This window comes from Variovorax paradoxus, from assembly GCA_016806145.1.
Taxonomy (GTDB): domain Bacteria; phylum Pseudomonadota; class Gammaproteobacteria; order Burkholderiales; family Burkholderiaceae_C; genus Variovorax.
Genome location: CP063166.1, coordinates 1,203,450 through 1,225,491, shown reverse-complemented (window position 1 = coordinate 1,225,491; position 22,042 = coordinate 1,203,450). Strand labels below are relative to the sequence as shown.

Annotated in this window: 23 protein-coding genes; 11 read left to right on the top strand and 12 right to left on the bottom strand. The window is 69.8% G+C overall.

Translation table 11 applies throughout. The features are described 5' to 3' along the window. Positions 1-2 precede the first annotated feature (2 nt). The 3 genes from INQ48_05675 to INQ48_05665 all read right to left on the bottom strand — a co-directional run bounded on the left by INQ48_05675 (position 3) and on the right by INQ48_05665 (position 1,703). The gene (locus INQ48_05675) at positions 3-461 is read right to left on the bottom strand and encodes an acetyl-CoA carboxylase biotin carboxyl carrier protein (protein ID QRF58732.1); all 459 of its coding nucleotides are present in this window, start codon (positions 459-461) and stop codon (positions 3-5) included. A 100-nt stretch (positions 462-561) separates the two neighbouring features. Beyond that, a complete protein-coding gene (locus INQ48_05670) occupies positions 562-1,107 on the bottom strand; it encodes a TlpA family protein disulfide reductase (GenBank protein ID QRF58731.1) in 546 nt (181 codons plus the stop codon). Then, positions 1,104-1,703, bottom strand: a complete 600-nt coding sequence (locus INQ48_05665) for a hypothetical protein (GenBank protein ID QRF58730.1) — start codon at positions 1,701-1,703, stop codon at positions 1,104-1,106. Before INQ48_05665 ends, INQ48_05670 begins: the two co-directional genes overlap by 4 nt. Before the next feature lie 105 nt (positions 1,704-1,808). Between INQ48_05665 and mpl the strand changes: the two genes are divergently transcribed. The 3 genes from mpl to INQ48_05650 are packed head-to-tail and all read left to right on the top strand — an operon-like array spanning position 1,809 to position 5,053. Continuing rightward, positions 1,809-3,218, top strand: a complete 1,410-nt coding sequence (mpl, locus tag INQ48_05660) for a UDP-N-acetylmuramate:L-alanyl-gamma-D-glutamyl-meso-diaminopimelate ligase (GenBank protein QRF58729.1) — start codon at positions 1,809-1,811, stop codon at positions 3,216-3,218. 12 nt (positions 3,219-3,230) lie between these two features. Further along, positions 3,231-4,532 (top strand): hypothetical protein, encoded by a 1,302-nt coding sequence (locus tag INQ48_05655; GenBank protein QRF58728.1) that lies wholly within the window; start codon positions 3,231-3,233, stop codon positions 4,530-4,532. 14 nt (positions 4,533-4,546) lie between these two features. Beyond that, complete coding sequence (locus INQ48_05650; protein ID QRF58727.1) at positions 4,547-5,053, top strand: cupin domain-containing protein; 507 nt, start codon at positions 4,547-4,549, stop codon at positions 5,051-5,053. Positions 5,054-5,057: 4 nt separating this feature from the next. Here INQ48_05650 and INQ48_05645 read toward each other — a convergent pair whose 3' ends face one another. The 6 genes from INQ48_05645 to INQ48_05620 all read right to left on the bottom strand — a co-directional run bounded on the left by INQ48_05645 (position 5,058) and on the right by INQ48_05620 (position 12,406). Then, positions 5,058-6,176 carry a 3-deoxy-7-phosphoheptulonate synthase gene (locus INQ48_05645; protein ID QRF58726.1) on the bottom strand — a complete coding sequence of 373 codons (1,119 nt, stop codon included), beginning with the start codon at positions 6,174-6,176 and terminating at the stop codon, positions 5,058-5,060. 262 nt (positions 6,177-6,438) lie between these two features. Then, positions 6,439-6,807 carry a hypothetical protein gene (locus tag INQ48_05640; protein QRF60626.1) on the bottom strand — a complete coding sequence of 123 codons (369 nt, stop codon included), beginning with the start codon at positions 6,805-6,807 and terminating at the stop codon, positions 6,439-6,441. 245 nt (positions 6,808-7,052) lie between these two features. After that, the gene (gene tldD, locus INQ48_05635; GenBank protein ID QRF58725.1) at positions 7,053-8,513 is read right to left on the bottom strand and encodes a metalloprotease TldD; all 1,461 of its coding nucleotides are present in this window, start codon (positions 8,511-8,513) and stop codon (positions 7,053-7,055) included. Between the two features lie 105 nt (positions 8,514-8,618). Next, positions 8,619-9,773, bottom strand: coding sequence for a rod shape-determining protein RodA (gene rodA, locus INQ48_05630; protein QRF58724.1), 1,155 nt, complete (start codon positions 9,771-9,773; stop codon positions 8,619-8,621). A 32-nt stretch (positions 9,774-9,805) separates the two neighbouring features. Further along, a complete protein-coding gene (locus tag INQ48_05625) occupies positions 9,806-11,635 on the bottom strand; it encodes a histidine kinase (protein ID QRF60625.1) in 1,830 nt (609 codons plus the stop codon). A gap of 45 nt (positions 11,636-11,680) precedes the next feature. Further along, positions 11,681-12,406, bottom strand: coding sequence for a response regulator transcription factor (locus INQ48_05620; protein QRF58723.1), 726 nt, complete (start codon positions 12,404-12,406; stop codon positions 11,681-11,683). A 316-nt stretch (positions 12,407-12,722) separates the two neighbouring features. Here INQ48_05620 and INQ48_05615 point away from each other — a divergent pair, with 316 nt between their 5' ends. From INQ48_05615 to mtgA, 5 genes are all read left to right on the top strand, one after another. Further along, the gene (locus tag INQ48_05615) at positions 12,723-13,319 is read left to right on the top strand and encodes an esterase (GenBank protein ID QRF58722.1); all 597 of its coding nucleotides are present in this window, start codon (positions 12,723-12,725) and stop codon (positions 13,317-13,319) included. 68 nt (positions 13,320-13,387) lie between these two features. Beyond that, positions 13,388-15,460, top strand: coding sequence for an RNB domain-containing ribonuclease (locus INQ48_05610; GenBank protein ID QRF58721.1), 2,073 nt, complete (start codon positions 13,388-13,390; stop codon positions 15,458-15,460). Continuing rightward, on the top strand, positions 15,457-16,308 hold the full coding sequence (locus tag INQ48_05605) for a TonB family protein (protein QRF58720.1): 852 nt from the start codon (positions 15,457-15,459) through the stop codon (positions 16,306-16,308). The genes INQ48_05610 and INQ48_05605 overlap by 4 nt, the downstream gene beginning before the upstream one ends. Positions 16,309-16,351: 43 nt before the next feature. Beyond that, positions 16,352-17,206 (top strand): shikimate dehydrogenase, encoded by an 855-nt coding sequence (gene aroE, locus INQ48_05600; GenBank protein ID QRF58719.1) that lies wholly within the window; start codon positions 16,352-16,354, stop codon positions 17,204-17,206. Positions 17,207-17,212: 6 nt separating this feature from the next. Continuing rightward, the gene (gene mtgA / locus INQ48_05595) at positions 17,213-17,956 is read left to right on the top strand and encodes a monofunctional biosynthetic peptidoglycan transglycosylase (GenBank protein QRF58718.1); all 744 of its coding nucleotides are present in this window, start codon (positions 17,213-17,215) and stop codon (positions 17,954-17,956) included. Here the strand turns inward: mtgA and INQ48_05590 are convergent. Next, on the bottom strand, positions 17,901-18,329 hold the full coding sequence (locus INQ48_05590) for a DUF2809 domain-containing protein (protein ID QRF60624.1): 429 nt from the start codon (positions 18,327-18,329) through the stop codon (positions 17,901-17,903). The two genes, mtgA and INQ48_05590, sit on opposite strands and share 56 nt — an antisense overlap. Positions 18,330-18,336: 7 nt before the next feature. Here INQ48_05590 and INQ48_05585 point away from each other — a divergent pair, with 7 nt between their 5' ends. Genes INQ48_05585 through ruvC form a run of 3 tightly spaced genes read left to right on the top strand, consistent with a single transcriptional unit; the run spans position 18,337 to position 20,536 of the window. Then, on the top strand, positions 18,337-18,984 hold the full coding sequence (locus tag INQ48_05585) for a 1-acyl-sn-glycerol-3-phosphate acyltransferase (protein QRF58717.1): 648 nt from the start codon (positions 18,337-18,339) through the stop codon (positions 18,982-18,984). A gap of 6 nt (positions 18,985-18,990) precedes the next feature. Next, positions 18,991-19,980, top strand: coding sequence for a phosphatidate cytidylyltransferase (locus tag INQ48_05580; GenBank protein QRF58716.1), 990 nt, complete (start codon positions 18,991-18,993; stop codon positions 19,978-19,980). Between the two features lie 7 nt (positions 19,981-19,987). Continuing rightward, entirely contained in the window at positions 19,988-20,536 is a 549-nt protein-coding gene (gene ruvC, locus INQ48_05575) for a crossover junction endodeoxyribonuclease RuvC (protein QRF58715.1), read from the top strand. Positions 20,537-20,549: 13 nt separating this feature from the next. Here the strand turns inward: ruvC and INQ48_05570 are convergent, their stop codons facing one another. Both INQ48_05570 and INQ48_05565 read right to left on the bottom strand, forming a co-directional pair. Next, a complete protein-coding gene (locus INQ48_05570) occupies positions 20,550-21,719 on the bottom strand; it encodes an acyltransferase (GenBank protein QRF58714.1) in 1,170 nt (389 codons plus the stop codon). A 128-nt stretch (positions 21,720-21,847) separates the two neighbouring features. After that, a complete protein-coding gene (locus tag INQ48_05565) occupies positions 21,848-22,024 on the bottom strand; it encodes a hypothetical protein (protein ID QRF58713.1) in 177 nt (58 codons plus the stop codon). Positions 22,025-22,042: the final 18 nt, after the last annotated feature.

The following is a 22,042-nucleotide window of genomic DNA, read 5'->3' as shown; positions in this document are numbered from 1 at the left end:
GGTCACTCGATGATGAACAGCGGCTGGCCGTATTCGACCGCCTGACCGTTTTCTCCGAGGATCTGGGTGACGGTGCCGGCCTTGTCGGCCTCGATTTCGTTGAGGATCTTCATCGCCTCGATGATGCAGAGCGTGTCGCCCTCGTTGACCTTGCTGCCGACCTCGACGAAGGACGGGGCGCCCGGGCTCGCGGCGCGGTAGAAGGTGCCGACCATCGGCGACTTCACGGCATGGCCGGCGGGGGCGGCCTCGGCCACGGGAGCAGCAGCGGGAGCCGCCGTGCCCGCGGGGGCTGCGGCCGGGGCCGCGGCGGGTGCCGCCAGGGTCTGCACGTACTGAACGGGAGCGGCACCGCCACCCTTGACGATGCGGACCTTGCCTTCGGTTTCAGTGATTTCCAGCTCGGAAATATTCGATTCGGACACCAGATCGATCAGTGTCTTGAGTTTGCGCAGATCCATGGGACTCCAGTGCCGGGTTTTCCGGTTATTAGGATACAACTAGGCCGAACATCGTTGATTGTCGGCTTTCGGCGGTTAACGCCGACCTGTGTATCTAATTCTAACTGTGAACGAGTTCACGTCGCCAACCCTCCAGGTCGGCCTCTTCGAGCTTGCCCATTTTACGGGCCGCCACCGAACCGTCGGCGTTCAGCACCAGCGTGAACGGCAGGCCACCGCCGGTGTTGCCGAGATTTTTGACCAGTTCCGTGCCCTGCAACCCAGCCAATCCGGTCGGATAGGTGACCGGCGTGCGCTGCAGGAACTTGCGCACCGCGCTCGGCTGATCGATCGCCAAGCCGACGACTTGCCAGCCGTTGGCACCATGATCGCGAAAGAAGCGATCGATCATCGGCATTTCTTCCACGCACGGCGGGCACCAGGTGGCCCAGAAGTTGAGCAGCACCGGCTTGCCGCGCAGGCTGGTCATGGCGAGCTCGCCGCCCTCGGGCCGCTCGAAGCGCTGGGCCCAGAAGTCGGCGCCGAGCATCTCTCCGGCCGTGCCGCTGCCGCGATGGCGCCACCAGGCACCACCGAGGCCGGCCGCGGCGGCCACCACCGCCACGCCGCCATACAGCAGGCCGCGTCGTGTGGTCGAAGAAGTCATCCGTTGTCCTTTTCTCTTTCAATCAGCCGCCGCAGCGCCGCCAGGTCGCCACGCGGCGTGCGGCCCTGGGCATCGGGCTTGAGCGCGCCGCGCAGGTCGTCGAGGTCGTAGACCAGCAGGTGCACGCCGATCTCCTCGCCGAGGGCCCGGCTCGGCGCGTGCACGCTCAAGGCCTCGACCTGCTCGCCGTGGAAGCCGGTCACCATGCGCGGCTCGTAATCCACGTGATGGTCGATCAGCGCGATCTCGGCCGACTTCGAATCATCGCAGAACAACTGAATATAAATGTCTGACAGCCGGGTGGCCGTGCCGTGCCAGACGGCGCCGCCCACATGGGGCCGGAACACGGCCATGCGCTCCATCCATTCGAGCGCCAGCAGGCGCAGCGCCTGGAGTTCCCTGGGCTGGGTGTCGGCGCAGAACAGCGCGATGTAGTCGCGCACCTCGGCCTCCACCTCGTCGTTGTTCGGCAGCGCGGTGCGCGCCGACAGCCCCAGATCGCGCAGCGCGCGGCGCTTGGCGGGGCCGTATTCGAGCCCCTCCTCGACCACGAGACGGGCGGCGGTGGCGGCGATTTCGCGCTTGGACGTGTCCATCGGGCCATTTTGCCCGCAGAGCATGGTCCGTACGATGAACATCAGTACCGCGGCCAAGGCCGTGGCCCCGGGCCCGGACGATCGGCCTCCCTAGAATCGCCCCCCATGCATATTCATGTTCTGGGCATCTGCGGCACGTTCATGGGCGGTCTGGCCGCCCTGGCGCGCGAGGCAGGCCACCGGGTCACCGGCTGCGACGCCGGCGTGTACCCGCCGATGAGCGACCAGTTGCGCGCGCTCGGCATCGACCTGATCGAGGGATTCGGCGCCGACCAGCTCGCGCTGGCGCCCGACGTGTTCGTGGTCGGCAACGTGGTGTCGCGTGCCCGGCTGGCCGACGGCACGCCGAAGTTTCCGCTGATGGAAGCCATCCTCGACGCCGGCAAGCCCTACACCAGCGGCCCGCAGTGGCTGGCCGAGCATGTGCTGCTGGGCCGCCACGTGATGGCGGTGGCCGGCACGCACGGCAAGACCACCACCACCTCGATGCTGGCCTGGGTGCTCGAGCGCGCGGGCAAGGCGCCGGGCTTCCTGGTCGGCGGCGTGCCGCTCGATTTCGGCGTCTCGGCCCGGCTCGGCGACGGACCGGCCTTCGTGATCGAGGCCGACGAGTACGACACCGCCTTCTTCGACAAGCGCAGCAAGTTCGTGCACTACCGACCGCGCACGGCGATCCTCAACAACCTCGAGTTCGACCACGCCGACATCTTCGACGACCTCGCGGCCATCGAGCGGCAGTTCCATCACCTGGTGCGTACCGTGCCGTCCACCGGCCGGCTGGTGGTGAATGCCACCGAGCCCAGCCTCGAGCGCGTGCTGGCCCAGGGCTGCTGGAGCGAACTCGCGCGCTTCGGCGGCGAAGGCCCGGGCGCGCAGTGGCAGGCGCGCGGCACGCACGACGCCTTCGACGTGCTGCACGAGGGCGAGCCGGTCGGACGCGTCGAATGGGCGCTGTCGGGCCTGCACAACCAGATGAACGCGCTGGCCGCGATCGCTGCCGCCGAGCACGTGGGCGTGTCGCCGGCCGACGCGGCGCGCGCGCTCGGCAGCTTCCGCAACGTGCGCCGGCGCATGGAACTGCGCGGCACGGTCGAGGGCGCGGGCGGTGCGATCGCGGTCTACGACGACTTCGCCCACCATCCGACCGCGATCCGCACCACGCTCGACGGCCTGCGCCAGAAGCTCGACGCCACGGGCCACCAGGGCGAGCGCATCCTCGCGGCCTTCGAGCCGCGCAGCAACACGATGAAGCTCGGCGTGATGGCCGCGCAGCTGCCGTGGAGCCTCGAGTCGGCCGACCTGTCGTTCTGCCACACGGCTGGGCTCGACTGGGACGCGGCCGCCGCGCTGGCCCCGATGGGCGAACGCGCTCGGGTGGCTGGCGACATCGGCACGCTGGTGGGCCAGCTGGTCGCCACGGCGCGGCCCGGCGACCACATCGTCTGCATGAGCAACGGCGGCTTCGGCGGCGTGCACGACAAGCTGCTGCAGGCCCTGCGCGACGGCATCGCCTGAGCGGGATCGCGCATGGCGGCCGCGGCACCCGACGACACGCTGCTCGGCCTGCTGCGCCGCGTCTACGACAACGGCAACAGCTACTTCGACGCCGACGGCAACCATTGCCACCGCATTCCCGACACCTTCAGCGAGACCGAGCGGCAAGCGCTGGCCGACGCCGGCCTCGAGCCCAACCGTTTCATCGCGATCCCGCACGACGAGGCGGTGAACCGCCTGCGGCAGGCCGCGGCCCGCGTCGACCTGCGCCGCGCGGCCGACGCCTTCGTCGCCTCGATGAGCTCGAGCGACCTGGCCTGGCTCACGGTGCTGCCCGCCACTGCCCTCGGCCTCGCGATGCCGGCGCATCCGATGGAGGCCATGGGCGGCGGCAGCTGCCGCGTCTGCTTCCACCGCGACGAGCGCGCGGACCCGACGCTGCGCGCCTACTTCCGCCATCTGCAGGGCGCGGGCTGGGGCACCGGCGGACCGGTCGAAGGCCTGCTGGCGCTGGAAGCCGCGGGCCCGGCCGATGGCTGGCCGCGGCCGACACCGCGCGACATCTGGGTCTTCCATCGCCTGCTCGACCTGCTGCGCGCGCTGCCGGCCGATGCGCGCTACGGCAAGGCGCGCACCGCGCTCAAGGATGCGAAGCTGCTGCGCGTGAACAATCCCTATCGCCGCGAGACGGTGCTCGAGGCGCTGGCCACGCTCGGCGTCATGCAGACGCCCGAGCATCCGGGACTGTTCACGCGCTGGACCACCGCGATCGAACGCGATCAGCGCCCTTCCACCAGGGTCGAGGCACCGGCCCCGCTGGGCTGGTGGCGCGCGGCCGACGGCCTCGACGAGCAACTGGTGGCGCGGCTGTTCGGCCATCTGAAGCGTCCCAGGCAGGAACCGCCCGCCGAGGCCGCCGAGCCGGTTCGGCGCAAGCCCGCCGCCGGTGCGCGCGCCAAGTCGATCCCCGGCGCGCCGGCCGCAGGCGACGTGCATGCCGTGCGCCTGCGCGAGGACCTGTGGACCGCCGCCTACTGCCACGAAGTGAAGGCCGACCATCGCGGCATCGTGCGCGGCCGCGTGGAATACCTGGACCTGCTCTCGCCCACACCACCCACCGCCGAGCAGATCGTCGGCATCGGCTTTCGCGACCGCCGCAACGGCGAGCGCTGGCAGAGCTGGGTCGCCGGGCTCGGCAAGACCACCGGCGTGACGCGGATCGCGGTCGGCGTGCCGGCGCCATCGCATGCCCAGCCCCTGCCCGAGCGCATTCCCGGCGGCCAGGCCAGCGACCTGAAGCACCTGGCCGGCTGGCACTTTCCCGCCACCCCCTGAACGAGGACCCGCCCATGACCCAGCGCGCCACCCAACTCATCGACACGCTGGGGCTGCAGCCGCATCCCGAGGGCGGCTGGTACCGCGAGGTGTTCCGCTCCGCGGTGCAGGTGACTCCCGCCGACGATCGCGCGGCCCGCAGCGCACTCACCAGCATCTACTTCCTGCTCGAAGCCGGCCAGCATTCGCGCTGGCACCGGGTGCTGTCCGACGAGGTCTGGGTGCATCTCGAAGGCGTGCCGCTGGCACTGTGGACCTGCGATGCCGCGCTGCGCACCGCGCCGGCCCATGTGCGGCTCGGGCCCGTCGACGTGCACGGCACGCGGCCCCAGCACGTGGTGCCCGCGGGCCAGTGGCAGGCCGCGCGGCCGATCGAAAGCCATGCGGCGGGCGACTTCACGCTGGTCGCCTGCATGGTCGGGCCGGGCTTCGACTTCGCCGACTTCTCGCTGATGGCGCCCGACGGCGACGAGGCCGCCGCGGTGCGCCATCACTGGCCCGAACTCGCCGCGCTGATCTGAGCGATCAGCCGCGGCGCTGCTTGACCGCCTGCGACAGCGTCTCGAGCACCTGGGTCGAGTCGTCCCAGCCCAGGCAGGCGTCGGTGATGCTCTTGCCGTACTCGAGGCCCGCGATCCTGTCCTTGCCCGGCGTGAACTTCTGGGCGCCGGCCTGCAGGTGGCTCTCGACCATCACGCCGAACACGCGGTGCGAACCGCCGGCGATCTGGCCGGCGATGTCCTTCGCGACGTCGATCTGCTTCTGATGCTGCTTCGAGCTGTTGGCATGGCTGCAGTCGACCATCAGCGTGGGCGGCAGCTTGGCCGCCTCGAGGTCCTTGCAGGCCGCCTCGACGCTGGCCGCGTCGTAGTTGGGCGCCTTGCCGCCGCGCAGGATCACGTGGCAGTCGCGGTTGCCGTTGGTCTGCACGATCGCGACCTGGCCGTTCTTGTGCACCGAGAGGAAATGGTGGCCGCGGGCCGCGGCCTGGATGGCGTCGGTGGCGATGCGGATGTTGCCGTCGGTGCCGTTCTTGAAGCCGATCGGTGCCGACAGCCCCGAGGCCAGTTCGCGGTGCACCTGGCTCTCGGTGGTGCGCGCGCCGATCGCGCCCCAGGCGATCAGGTCGCCGATGTACTGCGGCGAGATCACGTCGAGGAACTCGCTGCCCGCCGGCAGACCCAGGCGGTTGATGTCGATCAGCAGCTGGCGCGCGATGCGCAGGCCTTCGTCGATGCGGTAGCTCTCGTCGAGGTAGGGGTCGTTGATCAGACCCTTCCAGCCGACCGTGGTGCGCGGCTTCTCGAAGTACACGCGCATCACGATCTCCAGCGTGTCGGCGTACTTCTCGCGCTCGACCTTGAGGCGGCGCGCGTAGTCGAGCGCGGCGGCCGGGTCGTGGATCGAGCAGGGCCCCATCACCACCAGCAGCCGGTCGTCCTTGCCGTCCATGATGTTGTGGATGCTGCGGCGCGTGCCCGTGATCAGCGTTTCGACCGGCGTGCCGCGAATCGGGAAGAAGCGGATCAGATGTTCGGGAGGGGGGAGCACGTTGATGTCCTTGATGCGTTCGTCGTCGGTCTTGCTGGTTTTTTCGACGCTCGCATACCAGCTCTCGCTGGCCGGGGCAGTGTTCGTGCTCATGAGGGTTCCTTGTTGGATTGAATATCGTCAGGGCATAAAAAAACCGCCGGGGCTGCTTGCGCCGGCGGTTTTGGGAGGGGTGCCTGTCTGCTTTACGCGCTCGCCTCTCGTCCGCCGGAAACCGGGAACCAAAAGTAGGCAAAGAAATAGGCGCGGAGAGCGGCGGACATGGGCGCGAATGTAGCACGGAAAAACAAAACCCGGCCTGGAGGCCGGGCGTTCGTTGTTTTGGCGCCGACGGGACCGGCGCCCGGGAACGGGCTCAGCGGTAGCCCGATTCGTTGGCGTTGTGGATGATCCAGATCAGGTTGCCGCTCGAGTAGTCGCCCATGCCGCCGCCCGCGAAGATCAGGCGGCCCTGGCCCTTGTAGGTCATTTCGAAGCGATGGCGGTCGCTGCCGAAATAGAACGGGATGAAGGCCTTGCCGGTCACGTAGGCGCCCTGGTCGGTGGGCTGGCCCGCGAGGTCGGTGACCTGCTTGGCGCTCATGCCGATCTGCAGGCGAGTGAACTTGCTGTTGCGCGCCGGGTTGCCGGTGATCTCGCCCTCGTAGCCGTTGAGACCCTTGACGGTGCGGCCGCTGCCGGCCTCGACCTTGGACGAATCGACGACATTGCCCTGCGCGTCCATGCCGGCCCTGGAGCCGCTGCGCGCGGGAGCCGCCGGGGCGGCCGCCGCGGGCGCGGCCTCGCTCTGGCTGCCCGAGCCGCCGCGCGATGCGCAGCCGGCGCTGGCCAGCGCGACCAGGGCGGTCATGGCCCAGAGGGCGGCGGGCGAGTGGATCCTGTTCCCCATTGAAATGCTCCTTGAATGCGTCGTTCGCAAAAGGGCGCAGCTTAGCAACGGGAGGAAACGCTTCGCAAGTGACGAAAGTCTTAAGCCGTTCCGCCTACAGTGAGCCCGTCGATGCGCAAGGTGGGCTGGCCGACGCCCACCGGCACGCTCTGGCCTTCCTTGCCGCAGGTGCCCACGCCCGAGTCGAGCGCCATGTCGTCGCCGATCATCTTCACGCGGGTCAGCGCGTCGGGGCCGTTGCCCACGATGGTCGCGCCCTTGACCGGGTACTGGATCTTGCCGTTCTCGACCCAGTAGGCCTCGCTGGCCGAGAACACGAACTTGCCGCTCGTGATGTCGACCTGGCCGCCGCCGAAGTTGACGGCGTACAGGCCCTTCTTGATGCTCGCCACGATCTCCTCGGGCGCCTTGTCGCCGCCGAGCATGTAGGTGTTGGTCATGCGCGGCATCGGCACGTGGGCATAGCTCTCGCGGCGGCCGTTGCCGGTCGGCTTGACCTTCATCAGGCGCGCATTGAGCGCGTCCTGGATGTAGCCCTTGAGGATGCCGTCCTCGATCAGCACGTTGCGCTGACTGGCGTTGCCCTCGTCGTCGACATTGAGCGAGCCGCGGCGGTCGGCGATGGTGCCGTCGTCGAGCACGGTCACGCCCTTGGCGGCCACGCGCTGGCCGATGCGGCCCGAGAAGGCACTCGAGCCCTTGCGGTTGAAGTCGCCCTCGAGGCCGTGGCCGATGGCTTCGTGCAGCAGGATGCCGGGCCAGCCCGGGCCGAGCACCACGGTCATCTCGCCCGCGGGCGCGGGGCGCGACTCGAGGTTGGTCAGCGCCGACTTGACGGCATGGTCGACGTACTCGGCGATCTGCTCGTCGTCGAAGTAGGCCAGGCCGAAGCGTCCGCCGCCGCCGCCCGAGCCCACCTCGCGGCGGCCGTTCTGCTCGGCGATGACGGTGACCGACAGCCGCACCAGCGGCCGCACGTCGGCCGCCAGCGTGCCGTCGGCGCGCGCCACCAGCACCACGTCGTACTCGCTCGCGAGGCCGGCCATGACCTGCGACACGCGCGGGTCGCGCGAGCGGGCCAGCTGCTCGACCTTCTCGAGCAGCTTCACCTTGGCGGTGCTGTCGAGCGTGGCGATGGGATCGAGGCCGGCATAGAGCGAGCGGCTCGAGGCGATCTTGCGCGGCACGGTCTTCACGCGGCCGGTGCGGCCCGCGGAGGAGATCGAGCGCACGGTGCGCGCCGCGTCGAGCAGCGAGGCCTCGGAGATGTCGTCGGAATAGGCGAAGGCCGTCTTCTCGCCGCTGACCGCGCGCACGCCGACGCCCTGGTCGATGCTGAAGCTGCCGGTCTTGACGATGCCTTCCTCGAGGCTCCAGCCCTCGCTGCGGGTGTACTGGAAATACAGGTCGGCGTCGTCCACGCGGTGCGCGGTGATCTCGGCCAGGGCCTTGCTCAGATGCGATTCGTCGAGGCCGAACGGCGTGAGCAGCAGTTGTTGCGCCGTGGCAAGGCGCTCGATGGTGGGTTCGCGGGAGATCATGAAGGATTATTGCTCGCCCCCAGGCTCCGCGCACTGCGTGCGCTCCAACCCCCTACCGGGGGCAACACCAGCGGCCCGGCAAAGCCGTTTCCGCGGTGTTTCCCGCTACGACTGCGCCAGTTTTCGAGCTCGCGCGATCGACATCAGGATCCCGAGCCCCAGCCCCAGCGTGACCATGGCCGTGCCGCCATAGCTGATGAAGGGCAGCGGCACCCCCACCACCGGCAGGATGCCGCTGACCATGCCCATGTTCACGAAGGCGTAGGTGAAGAAGATCATGGTCACCGCGCCCGCCAGCAGGCGCGAGAACAGCGTGGTGGCGTTGAGCGCGATCGCCAGCCCGCGGAAGATCAGCAGGATGAAGGCCGAGATCAGCGCCAGGTTGCCCACCAGGCCGAACTCCTCGGAATAGGCGGCGAAGATGAAGTCGGTGGTGCGCTCGGGGATGAACTCGAGGTGCGTCTGCGTGCCCTGCATGAAGCCCTTGCCGCCGACGCCGCCCGAGCCGATGGCGATCATCCCCTGGATGATGTGGAAGCCCTTGCCCAGCGGGTCCTTGCTCGGGTCGAGCAAGGTGCACACGCGCTGCTTCTGGTAGTCGTGCAGCACGCGCCAGTCGACGCCGTCGGTGCACAGCCGCGATTCGAAGCTCACGATCAGCGTGATCGCCACGGCGCCCAGCAGCACCGGCGGCACGATCAGCTTCCATGGCAGGCCGGCGAAGAAGATCACCGCCAGGCCGGCCGCCAGCACCAGCAGCGAGGTGCCGAGGTCGGGCTGCTTCATGATCAGGCCGACCGGCACCGCGAGCAGCACGGTCGCCACCACGAAGTCGAGCGGCCGCAGCTGCCCCTCGCGGCGCTGGAACCACCAGGCCAGCATCAGCGGCATGGCGATCTTCAGGATCTCGCTGGGCTGGATCACCATGCCCACGTTGATCCAGCGCGTGGCGCCCTTCTTGGTGATGCCGAACAGCGCCACCGCGACCAGCAGCGCCACCCCCGCCGCGTAGAGCGGCACGGCCGCCAGCATCAGCCGCTGCGGCGGCACCTGCGCCACCACGAACATGATGAAGCCGGCCAGCAGCATGTTGCGACCGTGGTCGAAGAAGCGGGTGCCGTGGTCGTAGCCCGATGAGTACATCGTCAGCAGGCCCGCGAAGGCCAGCAGCAGCACGGCGAAGGCCAGAAAGCCGTCGAAGCCCTGGAAGATGGGCGCGACCCGGCGCGCCAGGGAGGGCTGATTGAACACGGCGGACATGGGCGCGGATTATCCGCGCCCGCTGCGCCCGCTCAATCGAAGACCAGTTGAACGACCGTGCGGCCCGGTCGGCTTTCGATCGCCAGCCGCGCCCCGATGGCGCCCGCGCGCTCGGCCAGCGAGCGCGGCGGCCGGCTGGCGTCGAAGCCGCGCCCGTCGTCGATCACGCGCAGCGCCACCGCCGTGCCCTCCATGCTGGCCTCCAGCCGCAGCACCCGCGCCCGGGCGTGCTGCAGCACGTTCGAGATCGCCTCGAACAGCAGGAACTGCAACTGCCGCATGCCGTGCGCGTCGAGGTGCGCCACCGGCGTCACCTCGTCCACGGCCCAGTCGAGCGCGATCTCGGCCGTGGCCAGCCGCGGCTCGAGCCGGTAGCGGAACGCCGCCAGCAGCGCGCCGACGTCGCCCGGCGGCAGGTGGATCGAGTCGATCGACAGCTTGAGCTGGTCCATCGAGTCGCGCAGCGTGCGCAGCAGCTCCTCGGAACTGGTCTGGCCCGACTGCAGCTGGCGGATGGCCGAGCTGATGTGCGAGCCCACGCCGTCGTGCATGTCGCGCAGGATGCGCTCGCGCTCGTGGGTGCGCGCCTGGTCGCGCGCCGCCCGCTCGAGTTCGGCATAGGTCGAGGCCAGCTCGCGCTCGCGCTGCGCCACCCGCTCGGCCAGGGTGCGGACCGCGCCGCGCGCCGCCACGCTGGCCGCGCGGAAGCGCCGCAGCACGATCAGAAGCAGCGCGATGCCGAAGAACACCGACGAGTAGCGCACCCAGGTGGTCTCGCCGTAGGCGTCGCTCAGGCGGATCACCAGCCAGTCGCGCACGCCGAAGGCCAGCGTGAGCAGGGCCGCGGCGGCCACCAGCAGCCGCTCGGCGCTGGGCCGCCGCGCCGTGGACCCGACGAAGGCGCCGACGAAGACCGCGATCACCACGATCTCGATCGCGAGCCAGCCGGTGAGCCAGATCGGCTCCTCGCGCTGCAGCGCGAGCGTGGTCGAGACCACGGTGCCCAGCACCACGGCCAGCAGCGGCCAGCGCAGCCAGCGCGTGCGCGCCGTGCGGCCCCAGTCGGCCAGGTGGTAGCAGAACATCATGGCCGAGGCGGCCCAGCCGGCATAGCAGGCCGCCATCAGCACGCCCCAGGGCACCCACGGCAGCGGCGGCTCGGTGATCACCCCGTCGGCCACCCGGATCGCCCAGCAGCACTCGGCCAGCGCCGCCCACAGGTAGATGCCGTCGCGGCGCGGCTGTCCGGCCGTGGTCGCGTCGACCTGCGTGAGCCACAGCGCCAGCGCGATGGCGCCGACGACCAGGCTGAAGGCGGTCAGCAGCACCGAGGCGGTGAAGCGCCAGGCGTAGGCCGGCTCGAACAGCCCGTTGCGCACCGGGTCGGCCGGACCGATGAACACCCGCGACAGCCCCGCGCGGCGCGCGCTGTCGGCATGGATGCGGATCAGCAGGTGGTTCTCGCCGGCCCGGAGCAACTCGCCGGGCACCGGCACGTAGATCGGCGCCTTGGCGTAGTCGGCACCGTTGCCCTTCGAGAGGTCGCCGTAGACCTGCAGCAGCGCGCCGTTGAGCTCCACCTCGAACACGTTGCCGGTGCGCGGGATGAAGATGCCCCAGGGCGTGTTCGGCGCGACCGCCAGCTTGAAAGGCAGGTCGAAGCTCGCGAAGCCGGAGCGGCCGCGGTGCTGCCGGTCCCAGTGGTACGACAACTCCACCGGCTCGCTGCGCAGCACGCCATCGACCGCGGTGGTGACGGTGCCGCTGCGCAGCTCGATCGGCGCGTCGGCCGCATGCGCCCCCCCGGCCCATCCACTGCACAGCGCCAGGACGAGCAGCAGCAGCCACGACGCGATCGGCATCGCGGGCAGCCGCCCGCGCAGGATCCGGAGCACGGACGTCCCGTCTCAGCCAGAGCGCGACAGCAGCCCCAGTCGCGTGGCTTCGAACACGGCTTCGCTCTTGGAATGCACCGCGAGCTTGCCGTAGAGGTTCTTGATGTGGGTCTGCACCGTGTGCACGCTCAGGCCCTTGAGGCGAGCGATCTCGGCGTACGAGAAGCCGCGCGCGATCAAGGTCAGCACCTCGTGCTCGCGCGCCGACAGCAGCGCGCGCTCGCCCGCGTCGGGCGCGGCCTCGGGTTCGGCCGTGCCCGGCACGCTGGCCGACTGCAGGCTGCGGTACTTGGCGAGCACGCGGCGCGCGATCATGGGCGAGATCGGCGAGGCGCCGGCCTTCATCTCGACGATGGTCTGGGCGATGTCCTCGGGCGCGGCGTCCTTGTGGATATAGCCGACGGCGCCGGCCTCGATGCTCGCGAGCACGTTCTCCTCGTCGCCGAACACCGACACCACCAGCGGCTCGCAGCCCGGGAAGCGCGCAACGGCATCGCGGATCACGTCCAGGCCGGTGCCGTCGGGCATGCCGAGGTCGACCAGCAGCACATCGGGAATGGTGGCGGTGCGCGCGAGCCAGCCCAGGGCCTCGCTCACCGTGCCGGCGCTGCCGAGCCAGAACAGCTGCGGGCTGCGCTGCACGCTGGTCTCGAAGAATGCGCGCGCGCGGCTGTCGTCCTCGACCACGAGCACGCCCCAGCGGCGGGGCGTAGCGTCATGGGGGTCCTCGGTAGTCATGGGGCCGAAGCATAAGCCGGCGCACGCTTTCGCAGGTCCGCGAATCCTCACCCTTTCATGGGATGTGCATCGGGCGGCTTGCACACACACTCGAATCGTCTTCGAACTTTGCACGCTGGGAGGAACACGCGATGAATACTTTCGCGTTGTGCCCCTGCCGCGCCACGCTGGCATCGAGGACCTCCTCCCGTTCCGGGAAGCCCGCGCCGCGGGGTTTTTCTCGCCTCGACGCCATCTGATGGGCACGGACCTCATGCAAAATTACCTGGACTTCGCAAGCAGCGCGCCATCGACGCGCTTTCCGTCGCCCCCCCGCATGGAACCACAAACCACCCATCTGCTGTACCTGCACGGCTTCCGTTCCTCGCCCCGCTCGACCAAGGCGCGCGCGGTGGCGGACCGGGTGGCGCAGCGGCACCCGAACCTGCACTGGTGGTGCCCGCAGCTGCCGCCCTCCCCCAAGGATGCGATCGACATGGTGATGAAGGGCATCGCCGACTGGCCGCGCAAGTCGATGGCGGTGGTGGGCTCCTCGCTCGGCGGCTTCTACGCGACCTACGTCGCGGGCATGACGCGCTGCCGCGCCGTGCTGCTGAACCCGGCCGTCTATCCCGCGCGCGACCTCACGCTCTACATCGGCGACCAGAGCGCCTGGCACGATCCGGCCGAGCATTTCTATTTCCGCCCCGAATACATCCACGAGCTGCGCGCCATGGAGGTCGGCTCGCTGACCCGCCCCGAGCGCGTGTTCGCGGTCATCGCCAAGGGCGACGAGGTGCTCGACTGGCACGAGATGTCGGCGCGCTACGCCGACAGCCGCGTCAAGCTGATCGAGGGCGGCGACCATGCCCTTTCGGACTTCAAGAAGAGCCATCTGGATGACGTGATGGCCTTCATCAACCCCGTTCCTTAACGCGCCAACCGCCCGCCTGCGGCTCCCGCGCCACAGGCCCGCCCCGCCTGCATGGGAGAATCCGCCCCATGTTTGTATTGTTTGAAGAAGCCGGCAAATACCTCGGCGGGCGCGTGCTGTCGGAGGCGGAAGCCTCGGCGCAGGTCGAGCTCGAGACCGGCAAGCGCGTCAAGGTCAAGGGCGCCAACATCGTGCTGCGGTTCGAGAAGCCCTCGCCCGCCGAATTGATCGCCGAGGCGCGTGCGCTCGCGGCCGCCATGGACCTCGACCTGGCCTGGGAATTCGCGGCCGAGGGCGAATTCGGCTTCGCCGACCTGTCGGCCGAGTATTTCAGCGACAAGCCCTCGCTGGCGCAGCAGGCCGCGGCGCTGTTCGCGCTGTTCGAGGCGCCGCACTACTTCCGCCGCGCAGGCAAGGGGCGCTTCAAGAAGGCGCCGGCCGAGATCGTGCAGCAGGCGCTGGCCGCGATCGAGAAGAAGAAGGCGGTCCAGGCGCAGATCGTGGAATGGGCCGGCCAGCTCGCCGAAGGCGTGTGCCCGGCGCCGGTGCGCGAGCAGCTCTACCGCATCCTGTTCAAGCCCGACAAGAACGCGCCCGAATACAAGGCGGTGGTGGAAGCCTCGCGCGCCTCGCAGCGCGCGCCGCTCGAACTGCTCGAGCGCGCGGGCGCGATCGACTCGCCCTACCAGTTCCACTGGCGCCGCTTCCTGTTCGAGAACTTCCCCAAGGGCACGGGCTTCCCCGCGCTCACGGCACCGGCCATCGCCGACGAGCTGCCGCTGGCCGAGGGCGTCGAGGCCTTCTCCATCGACGACTCGCAGACCACCGAGATCGACGACGCGCTCTCGGTGCAGGGCCTGGGCAGCGGCACCATCACGGTCGGCATCCACATCGCCGCGCCGGGCCTCGCGCTCGCTCCCGGCAGCGCCATCGACCAGGTGGCGCGCGCGCGCATGTCCACGGTCTACATGCCGGGTTACAAGATCACGATGCTGCCCGACGCGGTGGTCGACACCTACACGCTGCTCGAGGGCGCCGACCGCCCGGCCGTGTCGCTCTATGCGCGCTTCGACGAAGCCACGCTCGAGCTGCAGTCCACCGAGACGAAGCTCGAGCGCGTGCCGATCGCCGCCAACCTGCGCCACGACCAGCTCGACACGGCGGTGACGCAGGCCTGGCTCGAGGACGCGAGCGTCGCGCCCGAGGACACGCCGGCCGTGGCCACGCGCTTCCGCCCGCAGCTCTCGTTCCTGCACCGCCTCGCGCGCCACCTGAAGGCGCAGCGCGAGGTCGTGCGCGGCAAGCCCGAGAACTTCAACCGGCCCGACTACAACTTCCGCCTCGTCGGCAACGACGGCGCCGAACCCACGGGCGCCGAGCAGGTGCAGATCACGACGCGCCAGCGCGGCGCGCCGCTCGACCTGATCGTGTCCGAGGCCATGATCCTGGCCAACAGCAGTTGGGGCGGCTGGCTCGGCGAGCTCGGCGTGCCCGCGCTCTACCGCAGCCAGGCCAGCCTCGCGCCCGGCATCAAGGTGCGCATGGGCACGCGCGCGCTGCCGCACGCGGGCCTGGGCGTGAAGAGCTATGCCTGGAGCACCTCGCCGCTGCGCCGCTACACCGACCTGGTGAACCAGTGGCAGATCATCGCGGCCGCGCGCCACGGCAAGACCGCCGCGCTGGCCGCGCCGTTCAAGCCCAAGGACGCCGACCTGTTCTCGATCCTCTCGGGCTTCGACGCGGCCTATGCGGCCTACAACGGCTACCAGGGCGGCATGGAACGCTTCTGGACGCTGAAGTACCTCGAGCAGCAGGGCATCACCGAGCTCGAGGCCACCGTCATCAAGGACCTGCCCAACGGCGCGCTGGTGCGGGCCGATGCGCTGCCGCTGGTGTTCCCGGTGGCCGGCCAGCAGGAACGCGGCGCGCGTCTGCGCGTGAAGCTCGGCGAGATCGACGAGATCGCGCTCGACGTCAGCGGCACCGTGCTCGAGCGCCTCGATGCGCCCGCGGCCGGCGCGGTGGACGACGCCGAGGACGAGGAAGAGGTGGTCGCCGGCCCGATCGCGATCGCGGTCGACCTGGCCGATGGCGATGCCGCCCCCGACACGGGAGCGGCCGTGGAGAACGCGCCCGCATGAACCTCAAGGATCTGAGCACCCTGCAGATTGCGCTGGGTGTGTCCGTCATCGCGCATGCCGCGCTGCTGGCGGTGCGTTTCGTCGACCCCGAGGCCTTCAACCGCGCCTTCACCGAAACGCCGCTCGAAGTGATCCTCGTCAACTCGAAGACCAACGAAGCGCCGGATCCCAAGGCCCGTGTGATGGCCCAGACCTCGCTCGCCGGCGGCGGCGACCTCGAGCGCGGCCGCGCCACCAGTCCGCTGCCACCCTCCTCCTTCAGCGCGGTCGGCGATTCCGCCGAGGAGGTGCAGCGCCAGGTCGACCTGATGCAGCAGCAGCAGATGCAGCTGCTGACGCAGCTCAAGCGCGACCTCGCGGCCATGCCGCCGCCCGATCCGCGCGTGAGCGGCGATCCCAAGGAAGCCACCGCGCGCGAGGAGAAACGCCGCCAGATGGTCGAGCTGCTGGCCGAGATCGAGCGCCGCGTGAACGAGGAGAACGCGCGTCCCAAGAAGCGCTACCTGAGCCCGTCGACGCGCGAGGCCGCCTATGCGCTGTACGTCGATTCGCTGCGCCGGCGCATCGAGGTGCGCGGCACCGAGAACTTCCCGACCGCGGCCGGCAAGAAGCTCTACGGCGAACTCAAGATGACGATCACCATCAACCACGACGGCAGCCTGCTCGACACCGCGGTCGACGAGAGCTCGGGCAACACCACGCTCGACCGCCGTGCCCAGGCCATCGTGCGCAGCATCGGCAGCTTCGGCAAGTTCACCGACGCGATGCGCCGCCAGACCGACCAGATCGTGATCCAGTCGCGCTTCCGCTTCACGCGCGACGAGACCATCGAGCTGTCGTCGCAGTAGCCGCGCGGCCCGACGAAGAAAAAGAAGCCAGGAGACCCGCGCCATGGATCTGTACTGCGTGATGGGCAACCCGGTCGAGCACAGCCGCTCGCCGTGGATCCATGCCCGCTTCGCCGAGCTCTGCCACCAGCCGATCGCCTACGAGCGCCGGCTGATCGCGCTCGGCGCCTTCGCCGAGGGCATCGCCGCCTTCCGCCGCGAGGCCGCCGAACGCGGCGACCTCGCGGGTGGCTGCAACGTCACCGTGCCCTTCAAGTTCGATGCCGCCAGCATCGCGCAGCACACCAGCGAGCGCGCCACGCTGGCGGGCGCGGTCAACACCTTGCGCTTCGCGGCCGATGGCGAGATCCATGCCGACAACACCGACGGCATCGGCCTGGTCAACGACATCGAGCGCAATGCGCGCGTGCCGCTGGCCGGCAGGTCGCTGCTGCTGATCGGCGCCGGCGGCGCCGCGGCCGGCGTGCTCGGGCCGCTGCTCGACGCGGGCGCGGCACGCGTGGTGGTGGCCAACCGCACGGTCGACAAGGCCGTGTCGCTGGTGCGCCGGCATGCGGCGCTCGCGCTGGCCCACGGCGCCTCGCTCGAGGCCTGGGCGCTCGACGCGGTGCCGGGCGACTTCGACGTCGTGGTCAACGCCACCGCCTCCAGCCTCGCGGGCGATGCGGTGCCGGTCGGCGCGCGGGTGCTGCGTCCCGGCGCGCTGGCGGTCGACATGATGTACGGCCCCGCGGCCGCGGGTTTCATGCAATGGGCGCAGGCCCACGGCGCCGTGGCGCGCGACGGCCTCGGCATGCTGGTCGAGCAGGCGGCCGAATCCTTCGAGATCTGGCGCGGCGTGCGCCCGCCTTCGGCACAGGTGCTCGACGAACTGCGCGCGCGGCTCGCCGCGGCCTGAAGCACGATGAAGGCCGCGCTGCGCTGGATCGCCTGCCTGCTGCTGGCCGGCCTCGCGCTCGAACTGTTCTTCGTCGTGCGCATCGCGGCCATGGCGGCGATCGATCCACAGAGCACCGCCTTCCAGCGTTCCGAGGCCTGGCAGATCGCCACCGACAAGGGCAGCGAGGGCGCGTGGCGCCAGCAGTGGGTGCCCTATGCGCAGATCAACGACAGCCTCAAGCGCGCGGTGATCGCGAGCGAGGACGCCAGCTTCATCGACCACGACGGCGTGGAGTGGGAAGCCATCGAACGCGCGCGCCAGCGCAATGCGCGTGCCGAGGAACTGGCCGCCAAGCGCATGGCACGCGCGGCCGCGCGCGGCAAGTCGGTGCAGCCGGCGCCGCTGCGCGGCGGCTCCACCATCACGCAGCAGCTCGCGAAGAACCTGCTGCTGTCGGGCGAGCGCACCATGCTGCGCAAGGGCCAGGAGCTGGTGCTCGCCGTGCTGCTCGAGACGCTGCTCGACAAGCGGCGCATCCTCGAGATCTACCTCAACAGCGTCGAATGGGGCGAAGGCGTGTTCGGCGCCGAGGCGGCCGCGCAGTACTACTTCAAGAAGCCGGCCGCGCGCCTGAGCGCGTACGAGGCGGCGCGCCTCGCGGTGATGCTGCCGAGCCCGAAGTTCTACGAGCGCCGTCCCAACTCGCCCTACCTCAACGGACGGGCGTCGACGATCGTGGCGCGGATGCCGTCGGCCGAGCTGCCCTGAACAGGGCCTCGCCCGCCAGCACCGCGGCGAAGCCGATCGCATAGGCCAGCACGTCCCACCAGTCGGCCGTGCTGCCAAGCACGATGCGCAGCGCGCGGTTGGAAATGTGCAGCTGCCAGGTGGCCGCCAGGTACTGGCCGAGTTCCACCAGCAGCCCCACGCCGAAGGCCGCGAGCGCCAGCGGCAGCACGCGCGCCTCGACGAAGGCCTTGAACACCAGGTAGACCCAGACCACGGCCAGCACGTCGCCGAGGAAGCTGCGCACCCAGCCCCAGCGCGCGCCCACGGTCGCGAGCAGTGCCAGCAGCACGAACAGGGCCAAAGCCCCGGCCAGGGAGAGAGGAGCTAGACGCCATCGCATGGCCCGTATCATCGCCTCCATGTTGGCGAAGCTGGTGGGATGGTTGCTGTTGGGCGTGGTGCGATTGCTCACCGGTGCCCAGGCACGCTGGTACGGCTGCCCGCCGAAGGCCGAGCAGCGCATCTATTTCGCCAACCACCAGAGCCATGCCGACCTGGTGATGATCTGGGCCGCGCTGCCCGAGGAGCTGCGCAGCATCACGCGCCCGATCGCGGCGCGCGACTACTGGGCCAACACGCCGGTCAAGCGCTGGATCACGACCGAGGTGTTCAACGCCGTGTACGTGGAACGACAGGCGCCCGCGCCCGACCCGTCCGCCGCGGTGCCCGACGAGGCCCGCGCCGTCGACCCGCTCGCGCCGCTGGTCGAGGCGCTGCGCAGCGGTGACTCGATCATCATCTTTCCCGAGGGCACGCGCGGCCACACCGGCGAGCCGCAGAAATTCAAGTCGGGCCTCTATGCGCTCGCCACCCAGTTCCCCGAGGTGGTGCTGGTGCCGGCCTGGATCGACAACGTGCAGCGCGTGATGCCCAAGGGCGAGATCGTGCCGGTGCCGATCCTCTGCTCCGTCACCTTCGGCGCGCCGATCCGCGTCGAGGCCGGCGAGGAGCGGCGCGCTTTCCTCGACCGCGCGCGTGCCGCAGTGATCGCCCTGCGCGACGTTTGAAGAAGAATGAACCAGTTCCTGCGCAGCCTCAGCCCCACGCAGCAGGTCGCGGCGCTGTTCCTGATCGTCTTCGGCGTGCTCGTGATCGTGAGCACCGCCGCCTTCTTCCTGAGCTTCAGGGAGCGGCGCACCCCGGTGCACGACGCCACCTGGCAGGCCGAGCTCGCGCACTTCCGCAAGCTGCTGGGCACCACCTGGTTCATGGCCGTGATCTTCTGGATCGGCTGGGCGCTCGGCGAGACCGTGGCGACGGTGCTGTTCGCGCTGATCGCCTTCTTCGCGCTGCGCGAGTTCATCACCCTCTCGCCCACGCGGCGCGGCGACCACCGCAGCCTGATCCTCGCCTTCTTCGTGGTGCTGCCGGTGCAGTTCTGGCTCGTGGCCACCGCGCGCTTCGACCTGTTCACCGTGTTCATCCCGGTCTACGTCTTCCTCGCGATCCCGGTGGCCAGCGCGCTGGCCGACGACCCGAGCCACTTCCTCGAGCGCAACGCCAAGCTGCAGTGGGGCATCATGGTCTGCGTCTACGGCATGAGCCACGTGCCGGCGCTGCTGTTGCTGAGCTTTCCGGGCTACGAGGGCAAGAGCGCCTTCCTCGTGTTCTTCCTGGTGTTCGTGGTCCAGACCTCGGTGCTGGTGCAGCACCTGATCTCGCGCCGCAGCCAGCGCGCGCCGTTCGCGCCGAACGTGAGCCGCAGCTTCAACTGGACCAGTTGGGGCATCGGCATCGCGGTCGCCAGCCTGGTGGGCGCGCTGTTCTCCTTCATCACGCCCTTCAGGTTCGGCCAGGCGCTCGCGGTCTCGGTCATCGCCTGCATCGCGGGTTCGATGGGCCACCTGGTGATGAAGGCGCTCAAGCGCGACCGCGGCATTCCCAACTGGGGCCAGAAGGGCGTGGGCGTGACCGGCGCCAACGGCCTGCTCGACCGCGTCGACGCGCTGTGCTTCGCGGCGCCGATCTTCTTCCATTCCGTGCGCTGGTACTTCGGAGCCTAGACACACGATGCGTATCCTGGGCATCGACCCCGGCCTCAACACCACCGGCTTCGGCATCGTCGATGTCGACGGCCATGCGCTGCGCTACGTGGCCAGCGGCACCATCAGCACGCGCAGCGTCACCAGCGGCAGCCTGCCGCAGCGCCTCAAGGTGCTGTTCGACGGCATCGCCGAGATCACCGAGCGCTACCGGCCCGACAGTTCGGCGGTCGAGATCGTGTTCGTCAACGTCAATCCGCAGTCCACCTTGCTGCTGGGCCAGGCGCGCGGCGCCTGCGTGACCGCGCTGGTCAGCAACGACCTGCCGGTGGCCGAGTACACCGCGCTGCAGATGAAGAAGGCGGTGGCGGGCCACGGCCAGGCGGCCAAGGCACAGGTGCAGGAGATGGTGAAGCGCCTGCTCGAGCTGCCGGGCCTGCCCGGCAGCGACGCGGCCGACGCGCTGGGCATCGCGATCACGCATGCGCAGGTCGGACGTTCGCTGGCGCGGCTGGCCGAAGCCACCACGCTGTCGAGCTCGTCGACCGGGCGCTACCGGCAGGGCCGCTCGCGCTGAAGCGGCGGCGCGCTCAGGAAGCGATGACGCGCATGCCGCGGCGGTTGCGATGGCCGCCTTCGCCGCGCGCATGCTGCGGCGGACGCCGGACCAGCAGCGGCACCTCCACCAGCCGGTAGGACAGCTCGGCCAGCGCGGCGGTGGCCAGGCCCGCCAGCAGCAGGCCCTCGCGCGGCTGCAGCGTGCCGTCGAGCACCAGCCGGCGCGCGAACTCCATCACCGACAGGTGGACGATGTACATGCCGTAGGACCGCTGGCTGGTCCAGCGCACCGCCGCATCCAGGCCCCAGCCCGGCTGCCGCAGCCGCACGACGGCCGGAAAGCACAGCGCGAAGCCCGTCGAGGCCATGCCGAAGAAGCCCGCGCGCCATGTCGCGCTGCGGTAGGAGGCCGGATCCAGGCTGCTCAGCAGCGAGGCCGCGACCAGTGCCAGGCCCAGCGCCAGCATCGGCAGCGCGAGCGCATCGCAGGCCCGGCGCCGGCTGCGCATCAGCCAGGCCATGGCCACGCCATAGGCGATGGCGTCGAGGTGCAGCAGCACGACCTTGCGGATCTGGGCATCCCAGTCGGCCACGAGCGGGTCGTCGGCGAGCCAGCGCGCCAGCAAGGGCAGCACGATGAAGAGCGCGCAGGCGATGCCGAGGGCCCGCGAGGCGCGCATGACGCCGGCCAGCGCGAGCAGAAGGCTGGCGAACAGCAGGTAGAACCACTCCTCGACCATCAGCGACCAGGAGACGTCGTACCAGACGCTGGTCATCGGCCAGGCCAGGTTCTGCGTGAAGCTCATGAAGAACCAGGGCCATCGCGTGGCGCCGGCCCAGGTTCCGCACAGCAGCAGCACGCCGAGCCACAGGTAGTACAGCGGGATGGTGCGCATCCAGCGCCGCACGAGAAAGGTCCACAGGGCGCGCGGGCCGGCGCCCTGCTCGAGGATGTCGAGCAGCAGGCCGCCGATGAGGAAGCCGCTGAGCACGAAGAAGAGCTCGACGCCCAGGGTGCCCAGGACGCCGGCCAGCGCCGAGCGGCCGCCCCAGAACACCAGTTGCAGATGACTGACGAGCACGCCGCCGATGGCCAGTGCCCGCAGAAGATCCAGCCCGAAGATCCGTCCCGCTGCCTGTTCTTTCTGTTCTTCCTGCGCCTCGGCCACGCCGCAGACGCCACCCTGTTGCGATGGAGTCATCCACCCACTCCCCGATCAAAATTTCGGGGCGGATACTACAAAAGGAATTCTTAATGAAATCTCCTCCGGACGGAGGAGTGTGAGCCGCGATCCACGCGGCGCCGGCCATCCGGCGTCGCCGGCGTGGATCAGGCCACGCGCTCGGCGATCAGCACCGCGAAGAAACCGCAGGCCGCGAGCAAGGTCCACTTGAGCACGATCCAGCCGAAGCGGCGGTACTTGGGCTGGCCGGTGCCGGCATAGAACGCGAACGAGACGCCGGCCATCAGCAGGAGGAACAGCAGGGCCCAGCGAAAGAGGAGCATGCGTGGATCGGCCGCGGC